15 protein-coding genes are annotated in these 17,376 nt (G+C 50.5%); 5 read left to right on the top strand and 10 right to left on the bottom strand.

Translation table 11 applies throughout. The features are described 5' to 3' along the window. Positions 1-98: 98 nt before the first annotated feature. The 4 genes from yihX to fabY all read left to right on the top strand — a co-directional run bounded on the left by yihX (position 99) and on the right by fabY (position 3,108). Entirely contained in the window at positions 99-692 is a 594-nt protein-coding gene (gene yihX, locus GVI43_RS12560) for a glucose-1-phosphatase (RefSeq protein WP_159567207.1), read from the top strand. A 100-nt stretch (positions 693-792) separates the two neighbouring features. Then, positions 793-1,686, top strand: coding sequence for a virulence factor BrkB family protein (locus tag GVI43_RS12555; protein WP_159567206.1), 894 nt, complete (start codon positions 793-795; stop codon positions 1,684-1,686). Beyond that, a complete protein-coding gene (gene dtd / locus GVI43_RS12550; RefSeq protein WP_159567205.1) occupies positions 1,683-2,117 on the top strand; it encodes a D-aminoacyl-tRNA deacylase in 435 nt (144 codons plus the stop codon). Before GVI43_RS12555 ends, dtd begins: the two co-directional genes overlap by 4 nt. A 79-nt stretch (positions 2,118-2,196) precedes the next feature. Beyond that, positions 2,197-3,108 (top strand): fatty acid biosynthesis protein FabY, encoded by a 912-nt coding sequence (gene fabY / locus GVI43_RS12545; protein ID WP_159567204.1) that lies wholly within the window; start codon positions 2,197-2,199, stop codon positions 3,106-3,108. Between the two features lie 78 nt (positions 3,109-3,186). On the opposite strand, the gene GVI43_RS12540 is transcribed toward fabY, so the two are convergent. The 7 genes from GVI43_RS12540 to gmk all read right to left on the bottom strand — a co-directional run bounded on the left by GVI43_RS12540 (position 3,187) and on the right by gmk (position 12,774). Then, entirely contained in the window at positions 3,187-4,971 is a 1,785-nt protein-coding gene (locus GVI43_RS12540) for an AsmA family protein (protein ID WP_159567203.1), read from the bottom strand. A gap of 344 nt (positions 4,972-5,315) precedes the next feature. Next, the gene (locus GVI43_RS12535; protein WP_159567202.1) at positions 5,316-6,722 is read right to left on the bottom strand and encodes a uracil-xanthine permease family protein; all 1,407 of its coding nucleotides are present in this window, start codon (positions 6,720-6,722) and stop codon (positions 5,316-5,318) included. A 175-nt stretch (positions 6,723-6,897) separates the two neighbouring features. Continuing rightward, positions 6,898-8,979: an ATP-dependent DNA helicase RecG gene (gene recG, locus GVI43_RS12530; protein WP_159567201.1), complete on the bottom strand. Its 2,082-nt coding sequence runs from the start codon at positions 8,977-8,979 to the stop codon at positions 6,898-6,900. A gap of 1 nt (position 8,980) precedes the next feature. Next, positions 8,981-9,688, bottom strand: coding sequence for a tRNA (guanosine(18)-2'-O)-methyltransferase TrmH (trmH, locus tag GVI43_RS12525; RefSeq protein WP_159567200.1), 708 nt, complete (start codon positions 9,686-9,688; stop codon positions 8,981-8,983). A 5-nt stretch (positions 9,689-9,693) separates the two neighbouring features. Then, on the bottom strand, positions 9,694-11,802 hold the full coding sequence (spoT, locus tag GVI43_RS12520) for a bifunctional GTP diphosphokinase/guanosine-3',5'-bis pyrophosphate 3'-pyrophosphohydrolase (RefSeq protein ID WP_159567199.1): 2,109 nt from the start codon (positions 11,800-11,802) through the stop codon (positions 9,694-9,696). Positions 11,803-11,821: 19 nt separating this feature from the next. After that, positions 11,822-12,097, bottom strand: a complete 276-nt coding sequence (rpoZ, locus tag GVI43_RS12515) for a DNA-directed RNA polymerase subunit omega (protein ID WP_159567198.1) — start codon at positions 12,095-12,097, stop codon at positions 11,822-11,824. Between the two features lie 53 nt (positions 12,098-12,150). Next, positions 12,151-12,774, bottom strand: a complete 624-nt coding sequence (gene gmk, locus GVI43_RS12510) for a guanylate kinase (RefSeq protein WP_159567197.1) — start codon at positions 12,772-12,774, stop codon at positions 12,151-12,153. 288 nt (positions 12,775-13,062) lie between these two features. Here gmk and ligB point away from each other — a divergent pair, with 288 nt between their 5' ends. Then, on the top strand, positions 13,063-14,787 hold the full coding sequence (gene ligB / locus GVI43_RS12505; RefSeq protein ID WP_159567196.1) for an NAD-dependent DNA ligase LigB: 1,725 nt from the start codon (positions 13,063-13,065) through the stop codon (positions 14,785-14,787). Positions 14,788-14,836: 49 nt separating this feature from the next. Here the strand turns inward: ligB and GVI43_RS12500 are convergent, their stop codons facing one another. The 3 genes from GVI43_RS12500 to mltB all read right to left on the bottom strand — a co-directional run bounded on the left by GVI43_RS12500 (position 14,837) and on the right by mltB (position 17,284). Next, complete coding sequence (locus GVI43_RS12500; protein WP_159567195.1) at positions 14,837-15,316, bottom strand: acyltransferase; 480 nt, start codon at positions 15,314-15,316, stop codon at positions 14,837-14,839. Positions 15,317-15,376: 60 nt separating this feature from the next. After that, complete coding sequence (locus tag GVI43_RS12495) at positions 15,377-15,841, bottom strand: hypothetical protein (RefSeq protein WP_159567194.1); 465 nt, start codon at positions 15,839-15,841, stop codon at positions 15,377-15,379. A 351-nt stretch (positions 15,842-16,192) separates the two neighbouring features. Continuing rightward, complete coding sequence (mltB, locus tag GVI43_RS12490; RefSeq protein ID WP_159567193.1) at positions 16,193-17,284, bottom strand: lytic murein transglycosylase B; 1,092 nt, start codon at positions 17,282-17,284, stop codon at positions 16,193-16,195. Between the last annotated feature and the right edge of the window lie 92 nt (positions 17,285-17,376).

The following is a 17,376-nucleotide window of genomic DNA, read 5'->3' as shown; positions in this document are numbered from 1 at the left end:
ATCTTTTCATAATAGCCTTGGTATTTCTGATGCGCGGAATAAGATAATTGTGATAGCGTAGTAAACGTGATAACAACATTAAAATCGGGCAGGTGCATATGCTGTATATCTTTGATTTAGGGAATGTGATTGTCGATATCGATTTTAAACGTGCCTTGGGCGTATGGAGTAATTTGAGCGGTACGCCTTTAGCCACTCTGGCTGAACATTTTGTGATGGGGCAATCCTTTGAACAACATGAGCGGGGCGAAATCAGCGATGAAGAGTTTGCCGAAAGGGTGTGTGATGAACTGGGCGTGGCGCTGAGTTTTGAACAGTTTTCTGCCGGGTGGCAGGCCATTTTCGTCGGCCAGCGTGATGAAGTGGTTGATATCATGCAGCGCCTGAGGGCCGAAGGCCATCGTGTGGTGGTGCTATCGAATACCAACGAGCTACACTGTAGCTATTGGCTGGAACAATATCCGCAGGTGAGCGAGTCAGCGGATAAAGTCTACCTGTCTCAGGAATTAGGCATGCGTAAACCCGAAGCCAATATTTATCGCTATCTGCTTGATCAAGAAGGCTTTACTCCGGAAAATACCGTGTTTTTTGATGATAATCGTGACAATGTTGTCGGTGCGGCCGCGCTGGGGATTGCCGCCGTTCACGTTGTAGATAATCAAGTCATTCCCGCGTATTTTAACCAAAGCTAATCATGGTTTACTGGCTTTCCGTCAGCCGTAATGGCTAGCGGAGCAACGGGCCATCGGGTTTGCGGTAAGTCAGCCTTATCCGATACTAAGCGAGAAATTCATGTCACATTTATCCCATATTCGCGGGCCAAAAGAAATCAAACCGATGGTGGCTTACGGGCAGCTGCTATGGAAAAGAGCAAAACGCGATCGGCTTCAGATGATGGCAGGCAATCTGGCTTATGTTTCTCTGCTGTCGCTGGTGCCGCTGATTACCGTCGTATTTGCGCTGTTTGCCGCCTTCCCGATGTTTTCTGAGGTCAGCATTCAGCTAAAGGCCTTTGTTTTTACTAATTTTGTTCCGGCAGCCAGTGAAACTATTCAGCAATATCTTGAACAGTTTGTCGCTAATTCTAACAAGATGACCGCCATAGGCACCTGCGGGCTGATTGTGACGGCACTCTTGTTGATTAGCTCGGTTGATTCTGCACTGAATTCTATCTGGCGAAGCGAGCGCCAAAGGCCCATCGTTTACTCCTTTGCCGTTTACTGGATGGTACTGACGCTGGGCCCGCTTTTGGTCGGGGCCAGCATGGCCATCAGCTCTTATTTGCTATCGCTGAGCTGGTTAGACGTTGGCGGGCTCGGCAGCGTTGGCGATCGCGTTTTGCGAATATTTCCACTGATCCTCTCTTTTGTCTCCTTTTGGCTAATTTACAGCATTGTGCCTACCGTCAGCGTTCCGGCAAAAGACGCGGCGATTGGCGCGATGGTTAGTGCGCTGTTGTTTGAGCTATGTAAAAAGGGGTTTGGTTTATACGTCACGATGTTCCCCTCTTATCAACTGATTTATGGGGTACTGGCGGTGATACCGATTTTGTTCGTTTGGGTGTATCTCAGCTGGTGCGTGGTGCTGTTTGGCGCTGAAGTTACGGTGACGTTAGGCGATTACCGTAGGCTACGGGAAGATTACCAAACTAATCGTGATGCTAATTCAGGAACGGAAAAACAATGATTGCGTTAATTCAGCGAGTCACTCGCGCTGACGTAGCGGTCGACGGCCAGACAGTTGGCGCTATTGATAAAGGGCTATTGGTATTACTGGGCGTAGAGAAAGAGGATACGCCGCAAAAGGCCGATCGCCTGTGCGAGCGCGTTCTGGGCTATCGCATTTTTAGCGATGAGCTGGGTAAGATGAATCTGAACGTTCAGCAGGCCGGAGGCAGCGTGCTGGTGGTTTCCCAGTTTACGCTGGTGGCTGATACCCAAAAGGGAATGCGACCGAGTTTTTCCCGCGGCGCTACGCCGCAGGATGCTGAGCGGCTATATGACTATTTTAGCCAGCGCTGTAGGCTAAGCGTTCCTACCGAGAATGGCGTATTTGCGGCCGATATGCAGGTTTCTTTGGTGAATGACGGGCCGGTCACCTTTAGCTTACAGGTATAGCTGAACGCTAATTGTTGGTTGCTGTTTGTCGAATAACGCATTATTAATAATCAGTAATCATAATAAAAAGAGAGCCTGTATGTATCACCTGCGCGTTCCTGTTACTGAACAGGATTTACAAGACTACTACCAGTTCCGCTGGGAAATGCTACGTAAACCACTGCATCAGCCCATTGGCTCGGAGCGCGACGGCTATGATGCGATGGCCTATCATCAAATGGTAGTCGACAATCAGGGGCTGGTGGTGGCGGTTGGCCGACTATACATTAATGCCGATAACGAAGGTTCAATCCGTTTTCTGGCGGTTGCGGCAAACGTGCGCGGAAAAGGTTTGGGCACGCTGCTGGCGATTACGCTGGAATCGATAGCGCGTCAGGAAGGGGTGAAACGTATTGTTTGTAGCGCCCGGGAAGAAACCGTGCCGTTCTTTGACAAGCTGGGGTTTGTGAATCAGGGCGAGATGACAGCGCCACAAACTACGCCGGTCCGGCATTTCCTGATGAGAAAAACGGTTGCCACGCTGGACGATATTCTCCATCGCCCGGACTGGTGCGCTCAGCTGCAAAGGGCCTGGCATCAAAGCATCCCGCTGAGTGAAAAGATGGGCGTGCGTATTACTCAATACACCGGCCAGCGTTTTATTACCACTATGCCGGAAGCGGTGAACACTAACCTACATCACACCATTTTTGCCGGTAGCCAGTTCTCGCTGGCGACGCTGACCGGGTGGGGGCTGATCTGGCTGTTGTTGCAGGAGCGCCAGCTAGGCGGTGATATCGTATTGGTCGATGCCCATATTCGCTATCATAAACCGATCACCGGCCGGCCGGTTGCGGTAGCCAGCCTCGACTCAATGAAAGGCGATCTGGATCGTCTTGCCAAAGGGCGTAAAGCCAGAGTACAGCTCGAAGTTAGGCTATCCAGCGATGAAGAAACGGCCTGCGTGTTTGAAGGTACCTATATGGTATTACCGGTCGAACACGGTGAGTGATTAACCGGCCGCAAGATTGGGCGCGTTTTCCGTTGTAGGTAACCGGGCATCTGTCGATTACGGATGCCCGGTTTGGTTTTAAGGCTGAGAGGTCGGTGCTTCTGATGCCTCTGTCGGCATTGTTGGCGGCGCGGCTATCGGCATTACGTCCTGCTGAATTTCGCTATTGTCGGCTTGCCCGCTGTCCGGCCTTGTCAGGTACTGAGTCAACTGCTGGCCCTCTGCATTGACCATTTTTAGATTGCCCTTCAGTTCTGGCTTTCCGCTGGCTTTATCTTTTAGATTTCCCGTGAGCTGTAGGTTCACGTTGCCGTTGCCTGTCAATGGGATCGACTGCCAGCCCCAGCTTTGTAACATATTCACCGGTACAGAACGGCCGGATAACGTCAGCTGCAGCGGGCGCTCTGCCTGCTGGCCAACGACTGCCGTCGCTTCGATTAGCCCATCTTTAGTGAAGGCGCTGCCTTCGGTGAAGCGAACGTTTTCCGGCGTGGCGGTTAACACCACTGACGGATGGCGCAGGTCGATTTTGTTTAAAGTGGCTTCTGAGGCATTCACAGTCAGCGAGCCTTGCCACAGGCCAAACTGGTGGTCTTTAATCAACTGTAAATTGTTACCGCTGAGATCGACCGACGTGAACTGGAACGGAAATTCCGGGTTAATATCAATAATAATATTACGGTTAGTACTGAGCTTGGTGATGTGCAATTCTCGTAGCCATTCCGGCTGAGGCTGCTGCAAATAGCTCAACCATTCTTTTGGCAGGGTATAAAGTAGGGATGTCAGCGCGACATCGTCCAGCGTTAATGTTTGAGTATCGCGCTGCCACTCGCCACTGGCGCGTATTAGTCCATCCTGCCAGCGGCTGCTGAACTGCTTAATTTTAACTTTGTTTTGTTCCAGCTCTATTTCTAACACCGGACTGATCAGGTGTTGATCGTTATAAACGATATCGAGCGCGCTGATTGCTGCCGTTCCTGACTGGAGCTGCCAGTCGCCTTTGATGAGATTCACCTCTTTAAGCGATAGCGAAAAATCACTCAACGACCATGACGGGCCCTGAATATTGGAATTGAGTACATCCAGCCGCTTTATATTCATGTCAGTATGGCCTGATAGCTGGGAAAACCGATCCAGCATGGCGCTAAGGCTTAACGTACTTTGGTATTTCACATCGCTAAGGCGTAGGGAATCTATCAGCCATTTACCTTCGGCGGTACGTTGACCATTGGCGGTCAGTAAACCGTTGCCCAGATCGGCACCGACATTATTAAACAGAATGCTATGGTTTTTAATATCGCCCTGAACTAAGGCTCGCTCGGTTTCAATACCGTTAATCACTAGCCTGTCGGCGCTCAGCTCAAAGTGACTATCGGTATCCGGCAGGTTTTCGCCGCTGAGCGTCCAGGGAATAACCCCGGCGTTCACCCGTTCACCCTGCATGCTGAAGTTCGGATTATCAATATTCAGCGCCATGTTTTTTAGCTGTAGGCGATCGCTGCTCAACGCCAGCGTGGTTGACGTTTTAGACGACAGCTCTAACGCACCTTCTTCCAGCAACAGGCTGGAAAAGTGCAGCGGTGATTCCCACAGCGAAGCCGTAAGCCCCAGCGTGACTTTTTTCGCTTTTAATAGCGCTGGCCGCCGTTGCTGCTTCAGCTCAACGCCGTTGAGCACTAACTGTGACGGTTCAGTAATGTCGTAATCGATGTTATCCAGCGACAGTTGATAAGGGGTATTGTCATTTACCCACTGGCTGACCCATTTTGCCGCATAAGCGGTTTGGCCAACAAAATAGACGGCCACCAATGCCAAAATAATCAGGCATAACAGGACTAATAATAATTTTCGGATGAATCTCATGGTCTGAACCTGAAATAAACTTTCGGGATGAAGCCTCTTTATGCCGCATTTAAAACGGGATCACAATGAAAATAATGCGAATTTATGCGTTAATTCAGGCGTGTTTTTGTTCAACCGAGGCTTTTATAGGTTTTTCAATTTCCGAGAGGTTTACTTTAAATAGATAGCGACAGCGGGTGATTGATTCAAGGTATTTGGTAGAATGCCGCGCGATTGTTTTCACACGGCACCCTTTGCCACACTGACGATAGTACTGACGTGAAAGCTAAGTCAGGCACGGCTATTAGCAGGCTCAGCCCGTGGGTAAAACCACGGACTGAGTTAATCAGGGTACTACGCCGATATTACTTCTCATGTGGAAATACTAAATTCAGCACTATTGCCGTAATTCCGCCCGCGGCAATACCGGAAGAGAGCAGCGTTTTGAGCCACTCAGGCGCAAACTGTAGAATCTGAGGCTGTTGAGAAATGCCCAAACCCACGGCCAGTGACAGCGCCATGATCATGATTGCCCGACGGTTAAGCGGTTCCCGTGAAACGATGCGCACACCGGAAGCGGCGATGGTACCGAACATCACGATGGTCGCGCCGCCCAGTACAGGTTCAGGAATGCTGAGTACTAAGTCACTCACAAACGGGAACAGACCGAGAACCACCAGCATGATGGCGACAATATAGCCAACGTAGCGGCTGGCCACGCCGGTTAACTGAATAACCCCGTTATTTTGACCAAAGCATGAGTTAGGGAAGGTATTAAACACCGCCGAAAGCATGGAGTTCAGGCCATTAGCAAGAACGCCGCCTTTCAGGCGCTTCATATATAGCGGCCCGGTAACCGGCTGTTCCGAAACGTCTGAGGTTGCGGTGATATCGCCAATGGTTTCCAGCGAAGTGATCATAAATACCAGCATTAGCGGGATCAGCAATGTCCAGTCGATCCCCAGCCCGTAATACAGCGGCGTCGGGATGGTAATCAGCTGGCTTTCAACGCTAACGTGTTCCGGTAGCATGCCCATAAACCATGCCAGTACATAGCCAGTTGCCATAGCGATAACCAGCGATGAAACCCGCAAATAAGGGTTTTTCTGGCGATTTAATAAAATGATGGTTGCCAGCACCACGCCCGCCAGCAGCAGGTTTTTAGGCGAACCGAAAGTATTATTAGTTTCAGACATTGCGCTATAGCCGCCGCCGATCGAAATCAGACCAACCTGAATCAGCGACAGGCCGATAATCATGACCACGATGCCGGAAACCAGCGGAGTAATGATTCGCTGGGCTAAATGCAGCACCCGCGAGAGGAAAATTTCAGTACAGGAGGCCAGCATCAGCGTACCGAACAGGGTCGCCATCATGGTTGGTACATCGGCACCTTCATTTTTAAGAGCAATACCACCCATAATCAGCGGAGCAACAAAGTTAAAGCTGGTACCCTGAATAGACAGCAGGCCAGAACCCACCGGCCCCCAAGTGCGAATTTGTAAAATAGAGGCTAGGCCAGAAGCGAACAGCGACATGCTGATGATGCGTTGGGTATCCTGAGCCGGTAAACCCAGAGCCTGACAAATCAACATCGCAGGGGTAATTACCGCAACGAACATGGCCAATAAATGCTGAAGCGCAGCGAACAGCGTTTGGGGGAGCGGCGGGCGGTCTTCAAGGTGATAAATCAGTTCACTGTTAGATTTTTTATCGCCGGTGTTTGGACTGCTGACTGTGTCAGTCGGGGAATGTGAGCTGCTAGCCATCATTAAAATATAAAACCTCTAAAGCCACAAAGAGCGCATTTTAATGATATTTTTTGCGATAGCAATCGTTTGCTTTCCTTATTTTTCTCTCAGTCTGGCTTGATGATAAAAAGCCGCGGCTGGCCGATGGCGCAATGGTGGTGAGCTGAAAAACAAGAGCAAGGGCTTAAGCGCCCGGTCAGGCGTGCGTATACCTTGAGCTTTCGGGCAGCCAGCGTTCGATCAGCGCTTTAGCGTGTTGAGGGTGCTGCTGGTGAATATAGCGCGCAGCGCGCTGAACTTCGGGGATCATGCCTTGATCGCGCAGTAAGTCTGCGACTTTAAACTCAGTTACGCCGGTCTGGCGAGTGCCTAATAGCTCGCCTGGCCCGCGAATTTCTAAATCCTTCTGGGCAATGACAAAGCCGTCGTTGCTATCGCGTAATACCTGAAGGCGTTTTTGCGCCGTTTTACTCAGCGGAGTTTTGTACAGCAGTACGCAGTGGGATGCCACCGCACCCCGCCCGACGCGGCCTCTAAGCTGATGGAGTTGGGCCAGACCAAGGCGTTCAGGGTTTTCGATAATCATCAGGCTGGCGTTGGGTACGTCTACGCCAACTTCAATGACCGTGGTCGCCACCAGCAGCTGAATTTCACCCAGCTTGAAAGCCTGCATAATTGCCTGTTTTTCTGCGCCTTTCATTCGGCCGTGAACCAAACCAATAGTCAGTTCGGGGAGCGCTTCTTTCAAGCCTTCCGTTGTCGCTTCGGCGGCCTGAGCTTCCAACAGTTCGGATTCTTCAATTAGCGTACAGACCCAGTAAGCCTGACGATTTTCCAGCTTACAGGCGCTTCTGACCCGTTGAATAATCTCTTCTCTACGGGAGTCCGGAATGGCAACGGTGGTAACCGGCGTTCGCCCCGGCGGTAGCTCATCGATAACTGAGGTGTCCATATCGGCATAGGCAGTCATTGCCAGCGTTCGGGGGATTGGGGTTGCGGTCATGACTAACTGGTGTGGGTGAAAGCCCTGCTCTTGGCCTTTTTCCCACAGGGCCAGTCGCTGGTGCACGCCAAACCGGTGTTGTTCATCGATAATCACTAATGCCAGTCCGGAGAATTTTACCTGCTCCTGAAAAATGGCGTGGGTACCGACAATCATCGAGACCTCTCCCGAGGCGATGGCGGCCATTTGTTCCTGCCGCGCTTTGCCCTTTTGCTTACCGGCCAGCCAGCCGACTTTGACACCCAATGGTTCAAACCACAGGCGAAAGTTGTTAGCGTGCTGTTCGGCCAACAGTTCTGTCGGTGCCATTAACGCAACCTGTTTACCGTTTTCAATGGCAATGAGAGCTGCCAGCGCGGCTACCAGCGTTTTACCTGAGCCCACGTCGCCCTGCACCAGCCGCATCATCGGGAAGGGTTTCACCATATCCTGCTGAATATCAGTAACCACGCGGCGTTGAGCATTGGTAGGCTTAAACGGCAGGGCAGCCAGCATTTGCTGTACCAGCGTGCCGCTATCTTTCAGCGGCCAAGCGCTGTAGCTTTGCGCTCCGGCACGGGCTGAAAGCATGCTTAAATTATGCGCCAGCAGCTCTTCCAGTATCAGCCGGCGCTGGGCCGGGTGCTTACCCTGCTCGAGATCGGTTAGCTGGGTATCCGGCGGCGGGCGGTGTAGCGTGCGCAGCGCATCGGGCAGGCTGATTAAGTTAGCGCTGAGTTCCTGTGGCAGAAGCTCGCTAATAGCGCAGGTATCTAGCAGCTTAAGCGCCTGATCGGTGAGTTTGCGTAAGGTCGCCTGACGTACGCCTTCGGTGGTGGAATAAACCGGCGTCAGGGCTTCTTCTAACTCGATGGCGCTGTTATCTCCCTGAATGCGATATTCAGGATGAATGATTTCGGCATTGTTGGCACCGCGCTTAACCTCGCCATAGGCTTTAACCCGCTTGCCCGGCGACAGGCTGTTTTTCATTGCGGCATTAAAATTGAAGAAACGCAGGGTCAGAACGCCGGTGCCGTCGGTTATCTGACAGGTCAGCATCTGGCGGCGGCCAAAGGCGATATCGCTGCGTATTACTTCCCCTTCAACGGTCACGTGTAGTCCCGGCATTAAATCGCCGATAGGATAAAGTTTGGTGCGGTCTTCGTAGCGCAGGGGCAGGTGGAACAGCAGATCCTGAATATTATATAGGCCTATTTTGGCTAGTTTCTCAGCCTGACTAGCGCCCACGCCGGACAGCGTGTTCAGCGAAATGGCGTCCAGCAGGCGGCCTTGCATCTTAAGGCCTCAGCCGCTTTGGCTTGAGTGCCTGCATTGCCGCCCACCAGCCTTCATCGGCAACGATCTGGCCTTGATCGTCAATATGCGGGCGGGGTAAGTTTTTGCGCTTGGCAACGTTGGCCAGCACAGGGTAACCGCCTTCGAACAGAAAACGCTGTTGCTCTTCGTGGTCCAGCGGGCTATTTAGACGGTTGTACAGGCCCGCCATCTGACGCTGGCGCTGGGCTTCATACAGAATAATGGCTGATGCGACGGAGACGTTAAGCGACTGAACCATTCCGATCATTGGCACAATGATATCCCTGTCGGCTAATGCCAACGCTTCTTGGGTAATGCCAGTTTTTTCCTGACCGAGCAGTATGCAGGTCGGGCGGGTGTAGTCTATCTCACGAAAATCAACCGCGTTATCTGACAGATTAGTCGCAAGGACTTGCATGCCCTGCCGTTTTAAATGGCTGACTGCATCGGCGATATCGCGGTGAGTTTTTACCTGTACCCAGCTGTTACTACCCGCTGCGCTGGCGACCTGCGTTTTCATCCGCTCATGAGGCCATACGGCGTGAACTTCATGTACGCCAACGGCGTCAGCGGTACGGATAATCGCAGAGACGTTATGGGGTTTATGTACCTGTTCCAGACAAACCGTCAGGTCGGTTTGCCGGGTAACAAGCATATGGCGTATCCGTGCGAAGCGTTCAGGGGACATAAGAATTAATTTCGGTTACGGGTGACTTTTATGACATCCGGCATAATACGAATTTTACGCATTATATTGGCCAGATGGACGCGGTTAAGCGTAGTTAACCTGATAAAGGCAACGTAAACTCGGCCGTCTTTTTCTTCCGTATTCAGGCTCTGAATATTGGACTTAGCCGAGTTAATTTCTGCGGTTAGGTTAGCCAGCACGCCCTGATGGTTAAACATCTCGACTTTGATTTCGGCAATAAATTCTTGCTCAGTATCTTCTGCCCACTCAACGGCCATGAATTTTTCTGGTTCTTTTTGGTAGCCGCGAATATTCCGACAGGATTCATGGTGAATAACTAACCCTTTACCCGGGCTAACATGCGCAATAATAGGGTCGCCCGGAATAGGACGGCAGCACTTAGCGAAGGTCAGCAAAATACCGTCTGCGCCGCGAATAGCCAGCTTACGCCCGTTGATTGCGGGTTCAATTTCAACGTTTTCTTCATTCAGTAGGTTTTTTGCAATCATCACGCTCATGACGTTGCCTAGACCTACTTCGGCCAGTAAATCGTCAAGGGTGGCCAGCTTCAGCCGTTTCAGTTCACGGTTCAGATTTTGCGGTTCGATATCGGCAATCTTGCGGCCCTGCCCTAAGGCGTGATTTAACAGCCTCCGCCCCAGACCAATTGAATCGTCACGCTTGAGGTTTTTCAACATTTGGCGGATTTTGGTCCGGGCTTTAGAACTGACGACAAAGTTTAGCCACGCGGCATTCGGGCGTGCGCCCGGCGCGGTAATAATCTCTACCGTCTGGCCGTTATGCAGCTCTTGGGAGAGCGGGTAAGGTTGGCGATCGACACGAGAACCAACGCAGGCATGACCGATATCGGTATGCACCGCATAGGCGAAGTCCACCGGCGTTGCTCCCGCCTGTAGTTCGACAATCCGGCCTTTCGGCGTGAAAACGTAAATTTCGTCCGGGAACAGATCTGATTTTACGCTTTCAATAAATTCAAATGAGCTACCGGCGCTTTGCTGTAGCTCAAGCAGGCTTTGCATCCAGCGTTGAGCGCGAATTTGCGCGGCGGTGCCGGATTCGCCTTTCTCTTTATACGCCCAGTGTGCAGCCACGCCCATTTCAGCCATTTGGTCCATGTCTTCGGTACGAATTTGTACTTCGACGGGAACGCCATGAGGGCCGATTAGCGAGGTGTGCAGCGACTGATAGCCGTTGGCTTTGGGAATGGCAATATAGTCTTTGATTCTGCCCGGGCGCGGTTTATACAGGCTATGGGCCTGACCTAACGCGCGATAGCAGGTATCCACTTCGCTGACGATAATGCGGAACGCATAGATGTCCATGATCGAGTGAAAACGCTGCTCTTTATGGTGCATTTTGCGGTAGATAGAATACAGATGCTTTTCACGACCGCTGACGCGACAAGGGATGCCAGCCTCTTTTAGCCTGCCGTCAATCTCAGAGAGAATTTTTTGAATCATCTCTTTACGATTGCCGCGGGCGGCTTTGACCACCTCTTTCAGAACGCGATAACGGTTTGGATACAGCGCTTCAAAACCGAGCTCTTCCAGTTCGATTTTAAGATGATGGATACCTAGCCGGTGGGCTAGCGGGCTGTATATCTCAAGGGTTTCGCGGGCAATGCGACGACGTTTATCTGGGCGGAGTGCGCCCAGCGTGCGCATATTATGCGTACGGTCAGCCAGTTTGATCAGAATGACGCGGATATCTTGTACCATCGCCATGATCATTTTGCGGAAGTTTTCGGCCTGCGCCTCTTTCTTGTCGCGAAACTTGAGTTTATCGAGCTTTGACACACCGTTGACCAGCTCGGCAACGCTTTTTCCAAAACGCTGTTCGACGTCCTGATAGGTTACCGATGTGTCTTCGATGGTGTCATGAAGGAGTGCTGCGGTTAGCGTTTCATAGTCCAGACGCATACCTGCAAGAATGCCGGCCACCGCGACTGGATGGGTAATGTAAGGTTCACCGCTGGAGCGGGCTTGCCCTTCATGGGCATCACGCGCAACAATGTATGCCTGTTTGAGGCACTCAATTTGCTCATCCGGCAAGTATTGTTTAGCCAGTATATTAAGGCTTTCAAACAGGTACAAAGTAGTTACGCCGCCTTAATTAACGACGGCCTTCAGCAATGGCGGTGACCGCTTGCATTTCTGCAGCATCCTGCTCGTGCTGTTCCTGACGCGCGTTTGAATCAAGGATTTGACCGGTGATCAGGCCTTCTTCGATTTCACGCAGTGCAATAACGGTATATTTATCGTTCTCTTCCGGAACGAGGGGATCTTTACCCTGAGTCTGAAGTTGACGAGCCCGGCGAGCCGCGACCAGAACGAGGTCAAAGCGGTTACCAATTTTTTCTACAGCGTCTTGTACGGTTACGCGTGCCATATTGTGAAACTCCACAGATAAAGAAAGGACTGGGCATGATACTTAAACCGGCCTCAGTCTGCCAATAGTTTACTGATTAAAGCTTCATTTCGCTGTTTTTGACGATCTAACAGCAGTCGTTCGGTACGAACAATTGCCTTCAGGTCGTGTAGAGCTAAATCAAAGTCATCATTAATAATCAGATAATTGTACTCTGCATAGTGAGAAATTTCTTGTATGGCTTTATCCATACGACCAGCGATAATTTCGTCACTATCTTGCCCTCTGTTCTGAAGGCGCCGAGCCAGTTCGTCTTTCGACGGTGGTAAAATAAATATGCTGCGGCTGTGCGGCATTTTTTCACGGATTTGACGAGCACCCTGCCAGTCAATATCTAAGAAAACGTCAATGCCTTGAGATAAAACGCGTTCAATTTTTGGTTTTGACGTGCCGTAATAATTACCAAAAACTTCGGCGTATTCTAAAAATGTATCTTCTTTAATTAGCCGTTTAAATTCATCAACGGACACATAATAATAATGCTCACCCTCAACTTCGCCCGGTCGTTTATCCCGCGTGGTGTGAGATATAGAAACCTGCATATCATAAGCTGGCTGAGTTTTTAATAGAGCCTGAATAAGGCTGGATTTCCCTGCGCCGCTTGGGGCGGAGATAATGTAAAGCGTACCTTTAGCCATTATTGTGTCTGTTTGTTGTTGGTGAATTGTCTAAAATAGAAGCGTGCAAAATCCCTGTATAGTATACACCGCTGCGGCGAAGCATAAAGCATCGTCACACAATAAGGGATAATTTTTATTAGAATCGCCACTATTTACTCTTATTTCGATCCATTTCGCGAAATAATCTTGTATTACATCTCGTTCGAATCATTTTTGCGGCCGATATTCCAACCTCGATTATTCCCTCTGGTGGCCCTGCGCTATTTTTACTTCAATGCTGTTTTCTGGCAGGCGGAGTGCGCAACGGTGTTATTTATCAATCTGTTTATCAAATTAATGGTCAGCCTGCTGTTGCTTTATTTAAGCGGTTTAAGCAGCAATATGGCATGGGGGCAAAACCAACCTCAACCGGATTGTCCTGAATGGAGTCAAGAGCAGGCAGCCCGCGAGGTTAGCGCGCTGGATGCCCAGTTGGTCCGCTGGGATCGGGCGTATTATCAGCACGGTATTTCCGATATTGATGACGATATTTACGATAGCCTGTTCAATCAGCGAGAACAGTGGCGCGGCTGCTTTCCAGAACTGATTTCTGCAACCGTGTCCGTCAATAGCGATACGCTGGCTTATCCGCTTGTCCACCCTATTGTTCATACGGGGCTGATGAAACTGCCGGATCTTCTGGCGGTGACCAGTTGGATGAGTAAGCGCAGCGATTTATGGGTGCAGCCGAAAGTCGATGGCGTGGCGGTAACGTTGATATACCAGAATGGCCATCTGACGTCAGCCATTAGCCGGGGAGATAATAGCAAGGGTGAAGACTGGACCGCACATGCGCTGAATATCAAAGGGATCCCCCGTCGAATACGTACCGACCGTAAGCGACTGGTGGTTCAGGGCGAGCTTTTCTGGCGAATGGATAACCACATTCAGCAGCGGGATGGTGGGCAAAATGCGCGCTCGAAAGTCGCAGGGGCGATGATGAGCCGCGAACTTTTACCGCAGGCGATTGAACGCATCGGTTTCTGGCTATGGGACTGGCCGGATGGCCCGCCGGAAATGGTCAATAGAATTGCTCAGCTCAAGGATATGGGGTTTATTTATGGTCCTGATAACACCCATCAGGTCGCATCATATGAAGACGCCGATCGTTGGTATCAACATTGGTTTAGAACTGAACTTCCTTTTGTTCGTGATGGCATCGTCATTCGTCAGGGTGAACGGCCCGTGGGCAACCTATGGATCGCTAAACCTCCAACGTGGGCGGTGGCGTGGAAATATCCGGCAGAAAACATCGTTGCCGAGATTCAGTCGGTTGAGTTCAACGTTGGCAGAACCGGGCGGATCTCGGCGGTGGTTAACGTTAATCCGGTTAAACTAGATGATAAATGGATACGCCGCATCAGCCTAGGTTCACCGGCGCGCTGGCGACAGTGGGATGTCCGGCCGGGAGACCGCGTTTCACTTACGCTGGCCGGTCAGGGGGTCCCACAGATTAATCAGGTTGTTTGGCGGCTGGAGTCCCGGGCTGAGGTTATAGTTCCCGATGAAGAGCGTTATAACGCTCTGAGCTGTTGGACCGCAGAGAAAGGGTGCGAACAACAGTTTCTCTCTCGTTTAGTCTGGTTGAGCGGTAAGCAAGGGTTGGGCCTCAAGGGTATCAGTACCAAAACGTGGCAGGCGTTAGTGACGTCAGGAAAAGCCATCGATATCACGTCTTGGCTGTCATTAACGGCTGAAGACCTGAATGAGGTTTTTGGTCCGGCTCAGGCCGAGCGTGTATATCAGCAGTTTATTTCCGCCCGTGAAAAGGGTATCGAGAAGTGGTTGCCTGCGTTAGGATTCACTTTTCTGCCGGTGCGAAGCGACAATCTGCTTAGCTGGAAGGCGTTAACCGAACGCAGCCATGCCGACTGGCAGAGCGAACAGCAATTAGGTAAAAAGAGTGCAATGCAAGCCTACGAGTTTATTCGTCACCCGCAGGTACAGCTTGCTGCAGAAAGGCTTAACGCGTTGAAGGTCAACGGTTTTTAACCGTTCGGCATGATAATCCGCGGCTTGGATATCGCAAATTACGCCTAGGTCAGGCGGCGTCATGGGGCAGATGCCGTAGCAATCTGGCCGGATTTCCGGCATAGATACCGGGTGCGGAAATGTTTTTGGTGACGACTGAACCAGCGCCGATAACCACGTTGTTGCAAATACTAACGGCAAGAATTGTGGCATTCGAACCAATGGATACGCTATTTCCAATAGTAATACGGGCCCATGATTCCGGCCGGGCGTCTGGCTTACCGTTTCTAAACATATCGTTGGCAAACATCACGCCGTGACCGATAAAGCAGTCGTTACCGATAGTGGTGTATTCACACAAAAAGCTATGGGACTGAATTTTAGTACGTTGACCGATGTGGGTATTTTTTTGTATTTCAACAAAGGGACCGATAAAGGCATCATCTCCAATAAAGCTGCCATAGATATTAACTGGCTGAACAACGGTAACGTTGGTGCCGAAGCTGACATTATCGATTCCAGAGGTTTTGATAACCGGTGAGTGACTCATATTAACGCCTTTATTTTTAACCTTCAGCCTATTACTGATTTTTCGTATCGTGAAACGTTATCACAGGCCTGCTTCATGCCATGAGCCAAACCCCAGTTTTTCTAACAGCCGGGGTGAAAGGCCGCAGTGCCATGTACTCATCTGAATTTGTAAACGAAGCCCCGGTTCGGCGCGCCAAAGTTTTGCTGCGTAATTCACTAACGTGTGAGACAGCTCTGAACCGTCAGTTTCGTGCGGTAGTCGGTTCAATAAAGATAGTATGATTTTATTTTTATGCGATGTAGTTGGTGCCGTTATTGTGCCCATCAGCAACTGGCGTAGAACGGGCTGCGGAATATGGGTCGAAGACTGCGCAAAGCGGTTCCACCACTCCGTGTTTTGATTTTGCCACGCAGCAAGTAACCGGGGAAGGTTGTTTTCAGATAGCCGCGCTATTTGCCGTTCAGCATCCAGAAAATAGTCATTTTCGTAATATTCGTTTTCGTCGGATGAGAGCATTGCGTTCAATTTTTCAAATATATTCATTAGGTTAACTTCTCTATGCTAATACCTTACGCGCGAGAGTTGCGTTATTAATTAGGCTATGGGGATATTTAATAATACGCTCGGCATGGCGGGATTTTAGTGATGGAGGGACCATTTTTATGACAAGTTTCAACCTTGGCTATCAGGATGTTATTTGTGGATTCATCTGGTTTTAACCGGCGTTACGCATGAACGAGTAGGGTAGGGATAGATAAACACGCAGACTTCAGCCGTTAGAAAATGTTCATATTCCGACGTTATTATGCGGATGAAACGTATGCTGCAATATAATTAAATGACTTTGCCAAAAGGGCCGCAGTAGCGGCCCTTTTGCATCATGTATCACGCAGCCTATTTCGCCTGAAGCCGCGCTTTTCCTACGGCTTCACCCAACTGCCAGATCGCCATCGCATAGTGCGTGCTGTGGTTATAGCGGGTTATGGTGTAGAAGTTAGGCAGGCCATACCAATATTGGTAACTGGTGCCCATATCAAGGCGCAGTAGGCTGGCTTCGGTATGACCACCGAGCGAGCCGAGCGGTTTTAATCCGGCGGAAGCCAGTACAGATATTGGATATTTGGTCTTAAAGCCGTTATCCATTAGCGGTGCTTGACCGCTTGCCAGTATGGCAACCGGTGCGCCTTTTTCCCAGCCGTGGGCGTGAAAGTAGTTGGCAACGCTGCCGATAGCGTCAACCGGATCCCACAGATTAGTATGGCCGTTACCGTCGAAATCTATCGCATATTGTTTAAACGATGACGGCATAAACTGGCCGTAGCCCATGGCTCCCGCGTAGGAACCGCGTAAAGACAGCGGGTCGTTGCCTTCAGTACGGGCCATCAGCAGGAAGGTTTCCAGTTCGCTGGTGAAGTATTCAGCACGGCGAGGGTAGGCGAACGATAGGGTAGCCAGCGCATCGATAATCCGAGTTTTGCCCATATTGCGGCCCCAGCCGGTTTCTACGCCGATAATGCCAACGATAATTTCAGGTGGAACGCCGTACTCTTTCGAGGCACGCTGTAGGGCTGCTTCATGCTCATTCCAGAAAGCGACGCCCTTTGGAATATTGGTTGGGGTGATGAACTTGTTGCTATAACGGATCCAAGCTCCGTTAGGCTTTGGGACATAGCCGGGAGGTGCGGGGGTGGTTGATGGCCCCTGCTTGTCCATCAGCCCAATGACCCAGTCGAGGCGTTTAGTCTGGCCCAATACGTCGTGTAACTGCTGGCGGTCAAATCCATGTACCTTGACCATTTTGTCGATAAAGGCTTCGGTTGACTGATTAGACGCAAAGTCACCGCTTAACGGATGAATAGCATGTTCCTGTTCAAGCCTAAATCCGCCTTTCGGTGAGCTTTGAGCAGTTGTCGAGGACGATTGCGGATCGCTGCTACAGGCAGTCAGTAACAGAATCGCGGGTAAAATAGCAGCCAAATAACGCATTGGATATCCATATAGCCAAATGGGAAAAGATTGGCCGTTATGGTAATTCATTGTCCAGTGGGAACAAACAGGAATATGTTTTCTGTCTGTGA

The sequence above is a fragment of the Budvicia diplopodorum genome (assembly GCF_009800925.1).
Taxonomy (GTDB): domain Bacteria; phylum Pseudomonadota; class Gammaproteobacteria; order Enterobacterales; family Enterobacteriaceae; genus Budvicia; species Budvicia diplopodorum.
This window is presented reverse-complemented; position numbering and strand designations above follow the sequence as displayed.